Consider the following 14,897-nt stretch of genomic DNA (forward strand, 5'->3'; position numbering starts at 1 on the left):
CGCCCGGGCACCCGGCCGGGCGGGCGGGGCGGGCGGGGCGGGCGGGGCGCCGGACGGGGGAGAATGGCGGGGTGACGAACAGCCCCGTTCTTGATTCCGGCCGGATGGCGGAGTTCCGCGAGGCGCTGCTGAGCGCCTCCTTCACCGCCGACGGACTGCTGGACCTGCTCGGCCCCACCGCGTACGCGGCGCTGGCCCGCAGCGAGGCCGTTCCCGCGCTGCGGGCGACCCGCGGCGGCTCGCCGCTGGAGACCCTGGTGCGGCTTTTCCTGCTGCAGCGGGCCGTGCCGAGGGCCGCGGCCGCCGCCGCGCTGCCGACCGACGGGCTGCTGGACGGCCTGCTGGCCGACGGCTGGCTGGCGGCCGACGGCGACGGGCTGCGCGCCACCGTGGACGTGCGGCCGTACGCCGACGAGGTGGCCGGGCTGCCCAGCGCGGACGCCTGGGTGGTGTCCGACCTGGGCTGCGCCGTCGGCGGCGCGGGCGGGATCGGCTCGGGCCGGACGGCCGCCGGGGTCGAGCGGCGCGACCTGGTGCTCGGCGTGGGCGGGGCGTCCACCACGCTGGCCAACCTGACGGTGCGCCGGCCGGTGCGCGAGGTGCTGGACCTGGGCTCCGGCTCCGGCGTGCAGGCCCTGCACGCGGCCCGGCACGCCCAGCGGGTCACCGCCACCGACCTCAACCCGCGGGCCCTGCACTTCACCCGGCTGACCGCCGCGCTCTCCGGCTTCGACCAGGTGGAGACCGCCGAGGGCAGCCTGTACGAGCCGGTCGGCGACCGGCGCTTCGACCTGATCGTCTCCAACCCGCCGTTCGTGATCTCCCCGGCCGGCCGGTTCACCTACCGGGACGGCGGGATGGCCGGCGACGAGCTGTGCCGCAGCGTGGTCCGCGGCGCGGCCGCCCACCTGGCGCCCGGCGGCTACTGCCAGCTGCTGGCGAACTGGCAGCACGTCGAGGGCGAGGACTGGCGCGACCGGCTGGCCGGCTGGGTGGCCGGCACCGGCCTGGACGCCTGGGTGGTGCAGCGCGAGGTGCAGGACGTCGCCCAGTACGCCGAGCTGTGGCTGCGTGACGGCGGCGACCACCGCGGCGAGGAGTACGCCGACCGGTACGAGGAGTGGCTGGACGCCTTCGAGGCGGCCGGCGTCGAGGGCATCGGCTTCGGCTGGATCACCCTGCGGGCCTCCGGCGCGGCCGAGCCCGTGGTGCGGATCGAGGAGTGGCCGCACCCCGTGGAGCAGCCGCTCGGCCCGCACATCGAGGAGTGGTTCGCCCGGCAGGACTTCCTGCGCGCCCACGACGACGCCGGGCTGCTCGCCGCCCGCTACCTGCTCGCCGACGAGGTGGTCCAGGAGCAGATCGGCGACCCCGGCTCGGAGGACCCGGAGCACGTGGTGCTCCGGCACAACCGGGGCATGCGCCGGGCCACCAAGGTCGACACGGTCGGCGCGGGCTTCGTCGGCGTCTGCGACGGCACCCTCGCCGCCGGGGAGATCGTCGACGCGATCGCCCAACTGCTCGGCGAGGACCGGGAACTGCTGCGCGAGCGGGTGCCCGAGTCGCTGCGGCTGCTCACCGAACAGGGCTTCGTCGAGCCGGTGCGCTGAACCCAGGCCGGTCCGGCCCGGTCCGGCCCGCGCCGCCCGGTCCGGCCCGTGCCGCGCTGCCCGGCCCGCGCCGCCCGCCCCGCGCTGCCCCGTACCGCGCCGCACCCGCCTCCGGCACACCCGTGCCGCCCCGGCGGCCGGGCCCGTCCGGTGGTGACGTTGGTCACCCGGTGGCCCCGGTGACCTGTGCGGCCCGCCCTCGTTGGGCACGGTGGCCGGGCCGCGGCGCCCAGGGCCGCGCCGAGGCCCGCGCCGTGCTCGGCACGCCCCGGGCGGGGCGTGTTCACCCGCCCTTTCCCCGTGCGTGGCCGGGCGTACTCCGGGTGTCCGCCACCGGTTGTCCACCGGCTGCCAGGGTGCTGTCCACAAGCTGTGGAAACGCGGGGGAGGCCCGGGGTGGAGACGCCGACGGCGCTGGTGGGCGGGGCGGTCCTGACGCTCTTCGGGAGCGCGCTGCTGCTCTGGTGCGCCGTGGAACTGCGCCTGCGCCACCGCCTGCGTCGGCGTGGCGTGTCGGCCACCGCGCAGGTGGTGGCCGATCCGGACCGGGCCGGTGCGATGGACGGCAGTCCGCTGCTGTCCTACCCGGTGGCGGCCCTCGGCGAGCGGGCCGCCGCCACCGCCGGGACGGTCCGCGAACTGCACCCGGTCGTCGAACCGGACGAGCCGTACCACCTGGTGCTGGCCCGGCCGCGGGGCAGCACGCCGCTGCGGCGCCCGGCCCGGCTGGCCCCCGGCGCGGCCGTCCGGGTCGCCTACGACCCGCGGCGGCCGGACCGGGTGGTGCTGGCCGCGCAGGAGGAACTCCCCTCGCTGCCCGCCGACCTGTTCTGGGTGCTGCTCGCCACGTCCGCGCTGGCCGGCGGCCTGACGCTGCTGGCCACGGCGCTGCGCTGACCCCGCCGGGCCGGGGCGGCGGAACGCGCCGGTCGGTCACGCGGGTCGTCCTCCCGGACACCCCGGCGAGGGGCGTCCACCGGCCGCGCGGGCGGGTTCCGGCCGTTCGGCGACCGACCCGGTCGCACCGGGTGACGGGTGCGGTTGCCCGGGAAAGACATGCCCCGGGACCTGCCATCGGGTTACCGTTCGAGTGGCGTCGGTCGGCCTTGCCGGTGAAAAAGCAGGTTCCGTCCGTTTGACAAGGGTGGCCAGGGTACGGTCACACTCCGCTGGTGGGGCTGTCGCGCTGAGGCGGTCCAGGAGCTTTGGTAAACGACCGGGAGAGAAGAGCGAAGGTGTCCCCGAGCAGCGAGACCGCGCACGGCAAGCGACTCGTCATCGTCGAGTCGCCGGCCAAGGCCAAGACGATCAAGGGCTACCTCGGGCCCGGCTACATCGTCGAGGCCAGCGTCGGTCACATCCGTGACCTGCCCGGCACGGCCGCCGAGGTCCCGGACGAGTACACCGGCGAGGTGCGCCGCCTCGGCGTCGACGTGGACCACGACTTCGCCCCGATCTACGTGGTGAACCCGGACAAGAGGTCCCAGGTCACCAAGTTGAAGTCACTGCTGAAGGAGTCCGACGAGCTCTTCCTCGCCACCGATGAGGACCGCGAGGGCGAGGCCATCGCGTGGCACCTGCAGGAAGTGCTCAAGCCCAAGGTGCCGGTGCACCGGATGGTCTTCCACGAGATCACCAAGGACGCGATCCAGGAGGCCGTGCGCAACCCGCGGCACCTGAACAAGCGCCTGGTCGACGCCCAGGAGACCCGCCGCATCCTGGACCGGCTCTACGGCTACGAGGTCTCCCCCGTGCTGTGGAAGAAGGTCATGCCGAAGCTGTCGGCGGGCCGGGTCCAGTCGGTGGCCACCCGCCTGGTGGTCGAGCGCGAGCGCGAGCGGATCGCCTTCACCTCGGCCTCCTACTGGGACCTGGTCGGCACCTTCGGCACCGGCCGCACCGCCGCCGCTTCGGCCGACCCGGAGTCCTTCGGCGCCCGGCTGGTCTCGGTCGACGGCAAGCGGGTCGCCACCGGCCGCGACTTCGGTCCGGACGGCCGGCTGAAGAGCGCCGCGACCACCCTGCACCTGGACGAGCAGGCCGCCCGCGCGCTGGCCGCCGGGCTGCAGCAGACCGCGTTCAGCGTCCGCAGCGTCGAGTCCAAGCCGTACCGCCGCTCCCCGTACGCGCCGTTCCGCACCACCACGCTGCAGCAGGAGGCCAGCCGCAAGCTGGGCTTCGGCGCGAAGCGGACCATGCAGGTGGCGCAGAAGCTGTACGAGAACGGCTTCATCACCTACATGCGCACCGACTCGACCACGCTGTCGGAGACCGCGATCACCGCGGCCCGCGCCCAGGTCACCCAGCTGTACGGGGCCGACTACCTGCCGTCCGCGCCGCGCACCTACGCCTCCAAGGTGAAGAACGCGCAGGAGGCGCACGAGGCGATCCGCCCGTCCGGGGACCGCTTCCGCACGCCCGCCGAGACCGGCCTGGGCGGTGACGACTTCCGGCTGTACGAGCTGATCTGGATGCGCACCGTCGCCTCCCAGATGAAGGACGCGGTCGGCCAGTCGGTGACCGTGAAGGTCGGCGGCCGGGCCGCCGACGGGCGGGACGCCGAGTTCTCCGCCTCCGGCAAGATCATCACCTTCCACGGCTTCCTGAAGGCGTACGTCGAGGGCGCCGACGACCCGAACGCCGAGCTGGACGACCGCGAGCGCCGGCTGCCGCAGGTCGCCGAGGGCGACCCGCTGGCCGCCGAGAAGCTCACCCCCGAGGGCCACGCCACCAAGCCCCCGGCCCGCTACACCGAGGCCTCGCTGGTCAAGGAGCTGGAGGACCGGGAGATCGGCCGCCCCTCCACCTACGCCTCGATCATCGACACGATCATCAACCGCAAGTACGTGTTCAAGAAGGGCACCGCCCTGGTGCCGTCCTTCCTGTCCTTCGCGGTGGTCAACCTGCTGGAGAAGCACTTCGGCCGGCTGGTCGACTACGACTTCACCGCCAAGATGGAGGACGACCTCGACCGGATCGCGGCCGGCCAGGCCGAGTCCGTGCCGTGGCTCAAGCGCTTCTACTTCGGCGAGGGCGACGGGGCCGGGTACGCGGCCGAGGCCGGCAACGGCGACGGCGACCACCTCGGCGGCCTCAAGGAGCTCGTCACCGACCTCGGTGCGATCGACGCCCGGGAGATCAGCTCCTTCCCGATCGGCGACGGCATCGTGCTCCGGGTCGGCCGCTTCGGCCCGTACGTGGAGCGCCCCGCCGCCGTCGAGGGCGAGACCGGCCAGCGCGCCGACGTCCCCGAGGACATGCCGCCGGACGAGCTGACCGTCGAGCTCGCCGAGGAACTGTTCGCCAAGCCCAGCGGCGAGCGCGAGCTCGGCACCGACCCGGTCAGCGGCAACCCGCTGGTCGCCAAGGCCGGCCGGTACGGCCCGTACGTCACCGAGGTGCTGCCCGAGGGCACCCCGAAGACCGGCAAGAACGCCGTCAAGCCGCGCACCGCCTCGCTGTTCAAGTCGATGGACCTGGACACCGTCACGCTGGACGACGCGCTGAAGCTGCTCTCGCTGCCGCGGGTGGTCGGCGCCGACGCCGAGGGCAACGAGATCACCGCGCAGAACGGCCGGTACGGCCCGTACCTCAAGCGCGGCACCGACTCGCGCTCGCTCACCAGCGAGGACCAGCTGCTCTCCATCACGCTGGACGAGGCGCTGGCCATCTACGCCCAGCCCAAGGCGCGCGGCCGGGCCGCCGCCGCGCCGCCGCTCAAGGAGCTCGGCACCGACCCGGTCAGCGAGCGGCCCGTGGTGGTCAAGGACGGCCGGTTCGGCCCGTACGTGACCGACGGGGAGACCAACGCGACGCTCCGCAAGGACGACGAGGTCGAGACCATCACCCCCGAGCGCGGGTACGAGCTGCTCGCCGAGAAGCGCGCCCGCGGGCCGGTGAAGAAGACCGCCAAGAAGGCCCCGGCGAAGAAGGCCCCGGCCAAGAAGGCGGCGGCGACCAAGACCGCGGCGGCCAAGACGGCGGCGAAGAAGACCACCGCGGCCAAGAAGACCGTGGCGAAGAAGACCGCGACGGTGAAGAGGACGGCGGCGAAGAAGACCGCCGCCGGGGCCGCCGCGGCCGAGGGGAACGGGGCCGGCGGCGCCGGTTCCGAGGAGAGCTGACGGACGCTCCGTAACGGGCCTGTTCGAATCCGGGCGGGCCCGTTAAGGACGGGCACCCGCACTCGCTACGCTGACCGTATGACGAGCGAGGAGCTGCCCCCCACCGCACGCACCGCCGCCCCCGGCCTCCCGGAGGTCGCCCCCGCCGGGACACCCGGCGAGCGGGCCCGTGCGTTGCTGAGGCTGCGGCCCTACCGGAAACTGTGGACCACCCAGCTGCTCGGCGGGGCCGCCGACCGGCTGACCGTGCTGGTGCTGGTGCCGCTCACCGTGGTGGCCGCCGCGCTCGGCGGCCAGCTCGGGCACGGCTACCGGGCGCTCGCGCTCGCCGTCGCCGCGGTGTTCGCCGCCCGGCTGCTGGCCACCGTCCTGGTCGGCGCGGCCCTGCTCGGCCCGGTGCACGCCCTGGTCGGCGGCAAGCTGGACCGGCGCTGGAGCCTGCTCGGCGCCGACCTGGTCCGCGCGCTGCTGATCGGCCTGGCCCCCTGGTGGGTGGTCTGGGCACCCGGCTCGGCGACCTGGCCGCTGCTCGCCACCGCCTTCCTGGCCGGCACCGCCGAACGGATCTGGACCATCGGCAAGGCCGCCGCCGTGCCCGGCCTGCTGACCGTCCCCGAACAGCCCGGGCCGCCGTCCGCCGCCGCGCTGGACGCCGTCCGCACCCTGGACGCGCGCACCGGCTGGGCCGCGCTGCCGCTGGCCGCCGGCGGGCTGATCGGCCTCACCCTGCTCAACAACGTGCTGGCCGCGATCGGCCTGGAGTGGCTGCACGCGCACCAGCTCACCGTCGCCGCGCTCGGCGCCGCCGGGCTGTTCGCCGCCAACGCCGCCCTGCTGTACCTCCAGGAGCTCCCGGCCGGGGCCAGCACCGCCCCGCGCTCCCCGCTGCAGGGCCTGCGCGCCCCCACCGACGTCCACCCGTCGCCCGCCACCCCCCCTGCCGGAGACGCTTCGCGTCGCCCCTCTTTCGGCCCCTCCCTGAAGAAGGGCCGCACCGGCTCCGCCCCGTACTTCACCTTCGCGATCGCCGCCGGGTACGCCTCGATGGCCGGCGTCGCCGCGCTCGGCCTGCTCACCGCGGGCGAGCACCTGGCCGGGCCGATCGGCTACGGCCTGCTGGTGCTGGCCGCCGCGGGCGCCCCCGCGGTCGGCGTCCGGCTCAGCCGGGCCACCCTGCCCGGCCTGTCCCGCCGCCGGCTGCTCGCGCTCGGCCTGGTCACCTCCGGCGTGGCGCTGATCCTGGCCGGCCTGGTCCTCGACTTCGTGCTGGTGCTGCTGTTCACCGTGCTGGCCGGCCTGGCCGCCGGCGTCGTCATCGCCACCGGCCGCGGGCTGCTCGCCCAGGAGATCGAGGAGATCCGGCTCGGCAAGGTCACCGAGCACCTGTACGCCGTGCTGCGGACCGTCGTCGGCGCCGCACTCGTCGGCATGCCGCTGCTGGCCGCCGCGTACGGGCAGGTCAGCCTCGGCGAGGTCGGCCGCGGCCACTTCACCTTCATCCACGGCGGCGCCGCGCTCGCGGTCTCCACCGCCGGGCTGCTCACCCTGGTGCTGGCCGCCGTCGTGCTGCTCAAGACCGACGACCAGCGCGGCGTCGTCCCGTTCGGCCGCGAGCTGGCCCAGGCCGTCCGCGGGCGGGCCGAGGTGGCCCCGCACCGGGCCGCCGGCAAGGGCTACTTCATCGCCCTGGAGGGCGGCGACGGGGCCGGCAAGTCCACCCAGGCGCAGGCGCTGGCCGAGTGGATCCGTGCCAAGGGCCACGAGGTCGTCCTCACCCGCGAGCCCGGCGGCTCCCCGATCGGGCAGCGGCTGCGCGCCCTCGTGCTGGACGTCGGCAACACCGGGCTCTCGCACCGGGCCGAGGCGCTGATCTACGCCGCCGACCGGGCCGAGCACGTCGAGAACGTGATCCGCCCGGCGCTGGAGCGCGGCGCGGTCGTCATCACCGACCGGTACATGGACTCCTCCATCGCCTACCAGGGCGCGGGCCGCGACCTGGCCGCCACCGAGGTCGCCCGGATCTCCCGCTGGGCCACCGGCGGGCTGGTGCCCGACCTGACGGTCGTCCTGGACGTCGACCCGACCGCCGCCCGGGACCGCTTCACCGAGGCGCTGGACCGGCTGGAGTCCGAGCCCACCGAGTTCCACCAGCGGGTCCGCTCCGGATTCCTGGCGCTCGCCGCCGCCGACCCGGCCCGCTACCTGGTCGTCGACGGCACCCAGACGCCCGCCGTCGTCACCACCTCGATCCGGCACCGGCTCGACCGCGAACTGCCGCTCTCCGACCAGGAGAAGGCCGCCAAGGCCGAGCAGGAGCGCAAGGCCCGCGAGGAGGCCGCCCGGCGCGCCGCCGAGGCCGAGGCCGCCCGCAAGGCCGCCGAGGAGGCCGAGCGCAAGCGCCTCGAACTGCTGGAGCAGCTGCGCGCCGAGCAGGCCGAGAAGGACCGGCTCGCCGCCGAGGAAACCGCCCGCGCCGAGGCCGAGGCCGCCCGCAAGGCCGCGGAGGCGGCCCGGATCGCCGCCGAGGCGGAGGCCGCCCGGCGCGCCGAGGAGGACGCGAAGCGACGCGCCGAGGAGGCCGCCCGGGCCGAGGCGGCGGCGGAGGCCGCCCGCAAGGCCGCCGCGGAGGAGGCCGCCCGCGCCGAGTTCGCCCGGCAGCGCGAGCTGCAGCGGGAGGAGCAGCGGCGGCGCGCCGAGGAGGCGCTGCAGCGGGCGGAGGCCGCCCGGCGGGCCGCCGAGGCGGAGACGGCCGCGGCACTGGCGGCGGAGGCCGCTCCGGCTCCGGCTCCGGCTCCGAAGGCTGCTCCGGCTCCGGCTCCGAAGGGTGCTCCGGTCGACGAGACCGCGGTGCTGCCGAAGGTCGAGGACGGGGCGGACGCGGAGACCACCCGTGAGCTGCCCCGGCCCGGCCGGGGCAAGCCGGCGGTGGAGGAGACCGCAGTGCTGCCGACGGTGGACGGGACCGCGGTGCTGCCGGTGATCGAGGACGGCGGTGCGGACGCCGAGGAGACGGCGGTGCTGCCCAAGGCGGACGACCCGACCGCCCGGGTGCCCCAGGGGCTGTTCCGGGACGAGAACGACTCCGCGCAGACCCGCGAGCTGCGGCCCCGGCCCGACTGGGCGGAGGAGACGCCGCTCGACGACCTGCCCAGCCTGACCGACAGTCTGCTCGGCTCCCGCGAGGAGTGGGCCCGCTGGGAGACGGAGGAGCCCGAGGACGACCAGGACGGGTCGGACCGGCAGTCGAAGAAGGGCGGCTGGCGCCGCCGCAAGGACTAGCCGCTCGGGAAGAACGGCACGTGCGGCGGGGCCGCGACGGAACGGCAGGTGCACTGCCCGCGTCGCGGCCCCGTTCGCGCGGGGCGCCCGCCGCGCCGGGGCTGTCCCGGGCGGGCCTGGGCTGTCTCCGGGCGGGGTTAGGCTCGGCGGGGCGGTGGAAGCGGCGGGAGCGGTCAGCGAGGTGACCGCGGTGGCCGCAAGGGCTGCAAGGGCTGCAAGGGCCGCGATGGCACGAGTGGCATCGGCGGCATCGGTGGTATCGGTGGTATCGGTGACGAGGAGCGCGGCGTGAGTGTCTGGGACGACCTGGTGGGGCAGGACCGGGTGGTCGAACAGCTGCAGGCGGCGGCGCGGGCGGCGCGGGCGAGCGTGCTGGCCGGCCGGGGGGAGACGCCGGCGGGGAACGCCTCGCTGATGACGCACGCCTGGCTGTTCACCGGCCCGCCCGGTGCCGGGCAGGTGACGGCCGCGCGGGCCTTCGCGGCGGCGCTCCAGTGCACCAGCCCGGACCTGGAGCTGGGCGGGGTGCCGGGTTGCGGGTTCTGCGACGGGTGCCACACCGTGCTGTCCGGCAGCCACGCGGACGTGAAGCAGGTGCGGACGGACGGCCTGTCGATCGGCGTCGGCGACATGCGCGACCTGGTGCTGCGGGCGGCGAGCTACCCGACCGGCGGCCGCTGGTCGGTGATCCTGGTGGACGCCGCGCACCGGCTGACCGAGGCGGCCGCCAACGCGCTGCTCAAGGGCGTCGAGGAGCCCTCGCCGCGGACGGTGTGGCTGCTGTGCGCGCCGTCCGTGCAGGACGTGCTGCCGACGATCCGCTCGCGCTGCCGGCTGCTGGTGCTGCGCACGCCCCCCGCGGAGGCGGTCGCCGACATGCTGGTGCGCCGCGACGGGGTGGAGCCGGAGGCGGCCCGGCTGGCGGCGCTGGCCGGGCAGGGCGACATCGAGCGCTCGCGGCGGCTCGCGGTGGACGAGCAGGCCCGGTCGCGGCGGGCCGAGGTGCTGCGGATCCCGCTGGAGGTGGCCGACCTGGGCGGCTGCCTGGCGGCCGCCCAGCGGCTGGTGGACACCGCGAAGGCGGACGCCGAGGCGCTGGCCGAGACCCAGGACGCCCGGGAGACCGAGGACCTGCGGGCCGCGTACGGCGCGGCGGAGGGCAGCCGGGCGCCGCGCGGCATGGCCGGGGCGGTCAAGGAGCTGGAGAAGCGGCAGAAGAGCCGGGCCACCCGGACCCGCCGCGAGACGCTGAACGTGGCGCTGGGCGACCTGCTGGGCTTCTACCGGGACGTGCTGGCCCTGCAGCTCGGCGCGGGCGGGGCACTGGCCAACGACGACCAGCGGCCGGCGCTGCAGCGGATCGCGGGCGAGGGCGCGGCGGAGAACACGCTGCGCCGGATCGAGGCGGTGCTGGCCTGCCGCCGGGCGCTGGACCGGAACGTGGACCCGCTGTTGGCGGTGGAGGCGATGACGGTGGCGCTGCGGGCGGGCTGAGTGGCGGCGGGCTGAGCGGCGGCGGGTCGAGCGGCGGCGGGTCGAGCGGCCGGGCTGGGTGCCCGGGCCGTGCCCCGGCTTCCGTGGCGGCGGCCGGTACTTCGCGCGGCCGGTACTCCGCGCGTCCGGTGCCCGGGCGGGGGCGTGCCCCGGGGCCGTCCGGCCGTCGCTCGTTCGAGTGAACGTGTGGAGGCGCCCGTACCGCCCCGGGGCGCGGGGACGCTCGGTCTTGCACCCTGTGCACTGACCACGCGCTCGCGTCCGGCGGCCGGTCCTTCCCCGAGGTGGTGCGTCCCCATGCCCCGTTCGCTCCTCGTCCTGTCGTTGCTGGTGGCCGCGGTGGCGGGCAGTTGGCTGGCCCGTTCGGCGATGGTGCGCTGGCGGGACCTGCGGGCCGCCCAGACGTACGAGTTGGCGGCGGAGGCGCGGCCGGTGCTGGTGCGGGCGGGGGCGGCGGTGCTCTGCCTGACGTGCGTGAGCGCGCTGGGGGTGGCGGTGCTGCTGGGGGAGCGGGGCGGGGTGGTGCGGGCGGTCGCGGCGGAGGCGGGGAGCGCGGACCGGGCGGTGGCGTCCTCGTCCGCGTCGCCGTCCGCGTCGCCCTCCTCGTCCTCGTCCCCGGGGCCGTCCCCGGCGGCTTCGCCGGTGGCGTTCGCGAGTGCGGGCCGGGCGGCGGGCGGGGAGTTGCTGCAGGGGTCGGTGCCCGGCCCGGACGGGCGGGCGCGGACGGTGCGGGTCTGGCTGCCGGCCGAGTACGGGAAGAACCCGGCGGACCGGTTCCCGGTGATCGTGCTGCACTCCGGGACGCCCGGGCGCACCGCCGACGCCGACCTGCCGGACGTGTTCGACGGCGTGGCGTCGGCGGTGCAGCAGGGCAAGGCCCGCCCGTTCGTGGTGGTCGCCCCCGAGGCGCCCGGCGGCACCGGCCACCCCTGCGACCTGGTGGCGGCCGCCCCGCAGGCGGTCGCGGACGACGCGGCGCTGCGCGCGGCCGTCGGCGCGGCCTTCCGCACCCTGCCGGCCGGCCCGGGCGGCTGGAGCGTGCTCGGTGTGGACGGCGGCGCCCCCTGCGCGGCCGCGGCCGGGCTGGCCCGCCCCGACCTGTACGGGGCGGCCGCGGCGGTCTCCGGCCGGTACGACGCGAAGGCGCTGGCCGGGGCGGCGGCGGAGGCTCCCGGGGCGGTGGCGCCGCGGTTGCTGCTGGCCGCCGCGAAGCGGGACGCGGCGGCGCTGGCGTCCGGGCGGGCGGTGCAGGCGGCCCTGCGGGACGCGAAGTCGCGGGCCGAGGTGCGCACTTCGGAGGTGGTGCAGGACTACACGCCGGAGCGGGAGCGGCTGCGGCTGGTGCGGGTCGCGGTGCAGTACCTGGCGGAGCAGTTGGCCAAGTAGCGGCCGGTCGGGGCTGGCGGGGGCGACTGGTCCGGTCCGGGGGAGCGGGCCGTCCCGTGCGTGGGGCGGGCCGTCCCGTACGGGGTTGGGCCGTCCCGTACGGGGTTGGGCCGTTCGGCGCGGGGCCGTGGTGCGATCGGCGGTGTGCCGGTCGGCCGGGCGGGGTGCTCGCGGGGCGAGTCGCCGGGGGTGGCGGTGGCGCCCGCTAGGCTCGGGCTCCCGGCCGCCGCAGCCGTTCCCCAGGGGAGAGGACCCGCCGTCATGAGAGTCGCCCGGAGCCGTCGGACGGCGCCCGCCGTCGTGCTGGCCGCCGCCGTTTCGCTGCTGCTGGCGGGCTGCACCTCCGGACACCCGGCCTCCTCCGGTACGCCGTCCGGCACCCCGGGCCAGTCGACGGACAGCGTGCCGGGCGGGGCGACGGGCAGCCCCGCGGCGTCCGGGGCGACCCCGCTGGAGCCGCTGCCGGCCGAGCAGCCGGCCGGCCTCGCCCCGTACTACGCGCAGAAGTTGAGCTGGAAGGCGTGCGACTCCGGGTTCGAGTGCACCACCTTCAAGGTGCCGCTGGACTACGCGCACCCCGGGGACGGGCACGACGTGGAGCTGTCCGCGGTCCGCAAGCCCGCGGGCGACGCGTCGCACCGGATCGGCTCGCTGCTGCTGAACCCGGGCGGCCCGGGCGGGTCGGCGATCGACTACGCGGAGCGGGTCGCGGCGCGCTACGACGCGGGCGTGCGGGCCGGCTACGACCTGGTGGGCTTCGACCCGCGCGGGGTCGGGCGCTCGGAGCCGATCACCTGCCTGACCGGTCCGCGGATGGACGCCTACACCACCACCGACCTGACCCCCGACGACCAGGGCGAGGTCGACGCGGTGGTGACCGCCGACAAGGGGTTCGCGGACGGCTGCCGGGCCGAGGCGGGCGACCTGCTGGGCCACGTCTCCACGGTGGAGGCGGCCCGCGACATGGACGTGCTGCGGCAGCTGGTCGGCGACCCGAAGCTCAACTACGTCGGCAAGTCGTACGGCACCTTCCTGGGCGCGACGTACGCGGGCCTGTTCCCCGGCAAGGTCGGCAAGGTCGTGCTGGACGGCGCGATGGACCCCGCGCTGGACGCGGTGACCGGCAACCTCACCCAGGCGGGCGGGTTCGAGACCGCCTGGACGGCGTTCGCCGAGGACTGCGCGAAGCGGGACGACTGCCCCGTCGGCCACAGCGCGAAGGAGGCCGGGGACAAGCTCACCGCGCTGTTCGCGCAGCTCGACGCGGCGCCGCTGCCGACCGAGCAGAACCGCCCGCTGACCGAGGCCCAGGCGCTCACCGGCGTCGCCCAGGCGATGTACACCCAGTCGATGTGGCCCTACCTGCGCGAGGCGCTGACCACCGCCGGGGCGGGCGACGGCAGCGGGCTGCTCAAGCTCGCCGACAGCTACTTCGGGCGCGGCAGCGACGGCAGCTACGAGAACCTGATGTACGCCAACATGGCGGTCAACTGCCTCGACCTGCCGGCCCCGTTCGCCGACCCGGCCGCGGTCACCGCCGCCGTCCCCGCCTTCGAGAAGGCCGCCCCGCACTTCGGCCGGGACATGGCCTGGATGGCGCTCGGCTGCGCGTACTGGCCCGACGCGGCCACCGGCGCCCCGCACACCGTGCGCGCGGCCGGCTCCGCCCCGATCGTGGTGGTCGGCACCACCCGGGACCCGGCCACCCCGTACGCCTGGGCGAAGTCGCTGGCCGGGCAGCTGGAGAACGGGCGGCTGCTCACCTACGAGGGCGACGGGCACACCGCCTACCAGCGGCAGAACGCCTGCATCGACAACGCGATCAACGACTACCTGCTCGGCGGGGAGGCCCCCGCCAACGGGAAGACCTGCAAGGACTGACCCGGGGAGCCCCGGGGAGCCCCGGCGGGACCGCGGGTCCGTCAGGAGTGTTCTCGGTCGAAGGGGCTGGCAGCTACCATGGCGCAGCCCCTTCGGCGTTCCCGCCCGCACGCTTCCTGGAGACCGCAGTGCTCGGAGTCCACGACCTGGCCACCTACGTCCTCGGTGCACTGGTCATCGTCCTGCTGCCCGGACCCAACTCCCTCTACGTGCTCTCCGTCGCCGCCCGCAAGGGCGTCCGCACCGGCTACCGCGCGGCCTGCGGCGTCTTCCTCGGCGACCTCACCCTGATCAGCCTCACCTCGCTCGGCGCGGCCTCCCTGCTCCGGGCCAACCCGGCGGTCTTCGCGGTGGTCAAGTTCGGCGGCGCCGCCTACCTGCTGTGGATCGGCTACGGCATGCTGCGCGCCGCCCGCCAGATGTGGCGCGAGCGGGCGCTGAGCGCGGCCTCCGCCGAGGACGCCCCCGCCGAGGACGGCGAGCGGCCGTTCCGGCGCGCCCTGGTCATCAGCCTGTTCAACCCCAAGGCGATCCTCTTCCTGCTCTCCTTCTTCACCCAGTTCGTCGACCCCTCCTACGGCGCCCCCGTCCTCTCCTTCGCCCTCCTCGGCACCGTCCTGCAGACCTTCTCCTTCCTCTACCTCTCCCTGCTGATCTTCACCGGCACCTCCCTCGCCAACGCCTTCCGCCGCCGCAAGCGCCTCTCCGCCGGCCTCACCTCCTCCGTGGCCGTCCTCTTCGCCGGCTTCGCCGCCAAGCTCGCCGTCTCCTCCGCCTGACCTCCCGGCCGCCGACCGCCGCGTACGGATTACCTCCGGAAACTGTGTAGACTGGCGCGCGTTGCCGATGCGACCCTTGCCCTCACGGGCCGGGTCACCGGCAGCGGTGCCGCCTTAGCTCAGTTGGCCAGAGCAACGCACTCGTAATGCGTAGGTCATGGGTTCGAATCCCATAGGCGGCTCAGTGGAGGCCCAGGTCAGACCAGTTCTGATCTGGGCTTTTGCCTTTCCATGACCTGTTGCGCTGGGTGCATGTGAGCGGAAATCGCTTCATGATCACTCTCGGTGGACGATCGGTGGACACTCGTGCAGCGAGCGTGCACGCCGGTGGACATCGGCCCGAC

At 75.6% G+C, this 14,897-nt stretch carries 8 protein-coding genes and 1 tRNA gene; all 9 read left to right on the forward strand.

Features of this window, described 5'->3' with window-relative positions; genetic code table 11:
* The first annotated feature begins 104 nt into the window (after window positions 1-104).
* A complete protein-coding gene (locus tag ACWEO5_RS19350; RefSeq protein ID WP_452163546.1) occupies window positions 105-1,610 on the forward strand; it encodes a DUF7059 domain-containing protein in 1,506 nt (501 codons plus the stop codon).
* A 396-nt stretch (window positions 1,611-2,006) separates the two neighbouring features.
* A complete protein-coding gene (locus tag ACWEO5_RS19355; RefSeq protein WP_452163512.1) occupies window positions 2,007-2,507 on the forward strand; it encodes a hypothetical protein in 501 nt (166 codons plus the stop codon).
* A 338-nt stretch (window positions 2,508-2,845) separates the two neighbouring features.
* Window positions 2,846-5,734, forward strand: a complete 2,889-nt coding sequence (topA, locus tag ACWEO5_RS19360) for a type I DNA topoisomerase (protein WP_452163513.1) — start codon at window positions 2,846-2,848, stop codon at window positions 5,732-5,734.
* 78 nt (window positions 5,735-5,812) lie between these two features.
* On the forward strand, window positions 5,813-9,013 hold the full coding sequence (tmk, locus tag ACWEO5_RS19365) for a dTMP kinase (RefSeq protein WP_452163514.1): 3,201 nt from the start codon (window positions 5,813-5,815) through the stop codon (window positions 9,011-9,013).
* Window positions 9,014-9,301: 288 nt separating this feature from the next.
* Window positions 9,302-10,507, forward strand: coding sequence for a DNA polymerase III subunit delta' (locus tag ACWEO5_RS19370; RefSeq protein WP_452163515.1), 1,206 nt, complete (start codon window positions 9,302-9,304; stop codon window positions 10,505-10,507).
* A gap of 297 nt (window positions 10,508-10,804) precedes the next feature.
* On the forward strand, window positions 10,805-11,893 hold the full coding sequence (locus tag ACWEO5_RS19375) for a hypothetical protein (protein WP_452163516.1): 1,089 nt from the start codon (window positions 10,805-10,807) through the stop codon (window positions 11,891-11,893).
* 261 nt (window positions 11,894-12,154) lie between these two features.
* Window positions 12,155-13,774: an alpha/beta hydrolase gene (locus ACWEO5_RS19380; RefSeq protein WP_452163517.1), complete on the forward strand. Its 1,620-nt coding sequence runs from the start codon at window positions 12,155-12,157 to the stop codon at window positions 13,772-13,774.
* 128 nt (window positions 13,775-13,902) lie between these two features.
* Window positions 13,903-14,553: a leucine efflux protein LeuE gene (gene leuE, locus ACWEO5_RS19385; protein ID WP_452163518.1), complete on the forward strand. Its 651-nt coding sequence runs from the start codon at window positions 13,903-13,905 to the stop codon at window positions 14,551-14,553.
* 108 nt (window positions 14,554-14,661) lie between these two features.
* Window positions 14,662-14,735 (forward strand) — tRNA-Thr (locus tag ACWEO5_RS19390).
* Window positions 14,736-14,897 lie beyond the last annotated feature (162 nt).

It is taken from the genome of Kitasatospora sp. NPDC004272, from assembly GCF_053603035.1.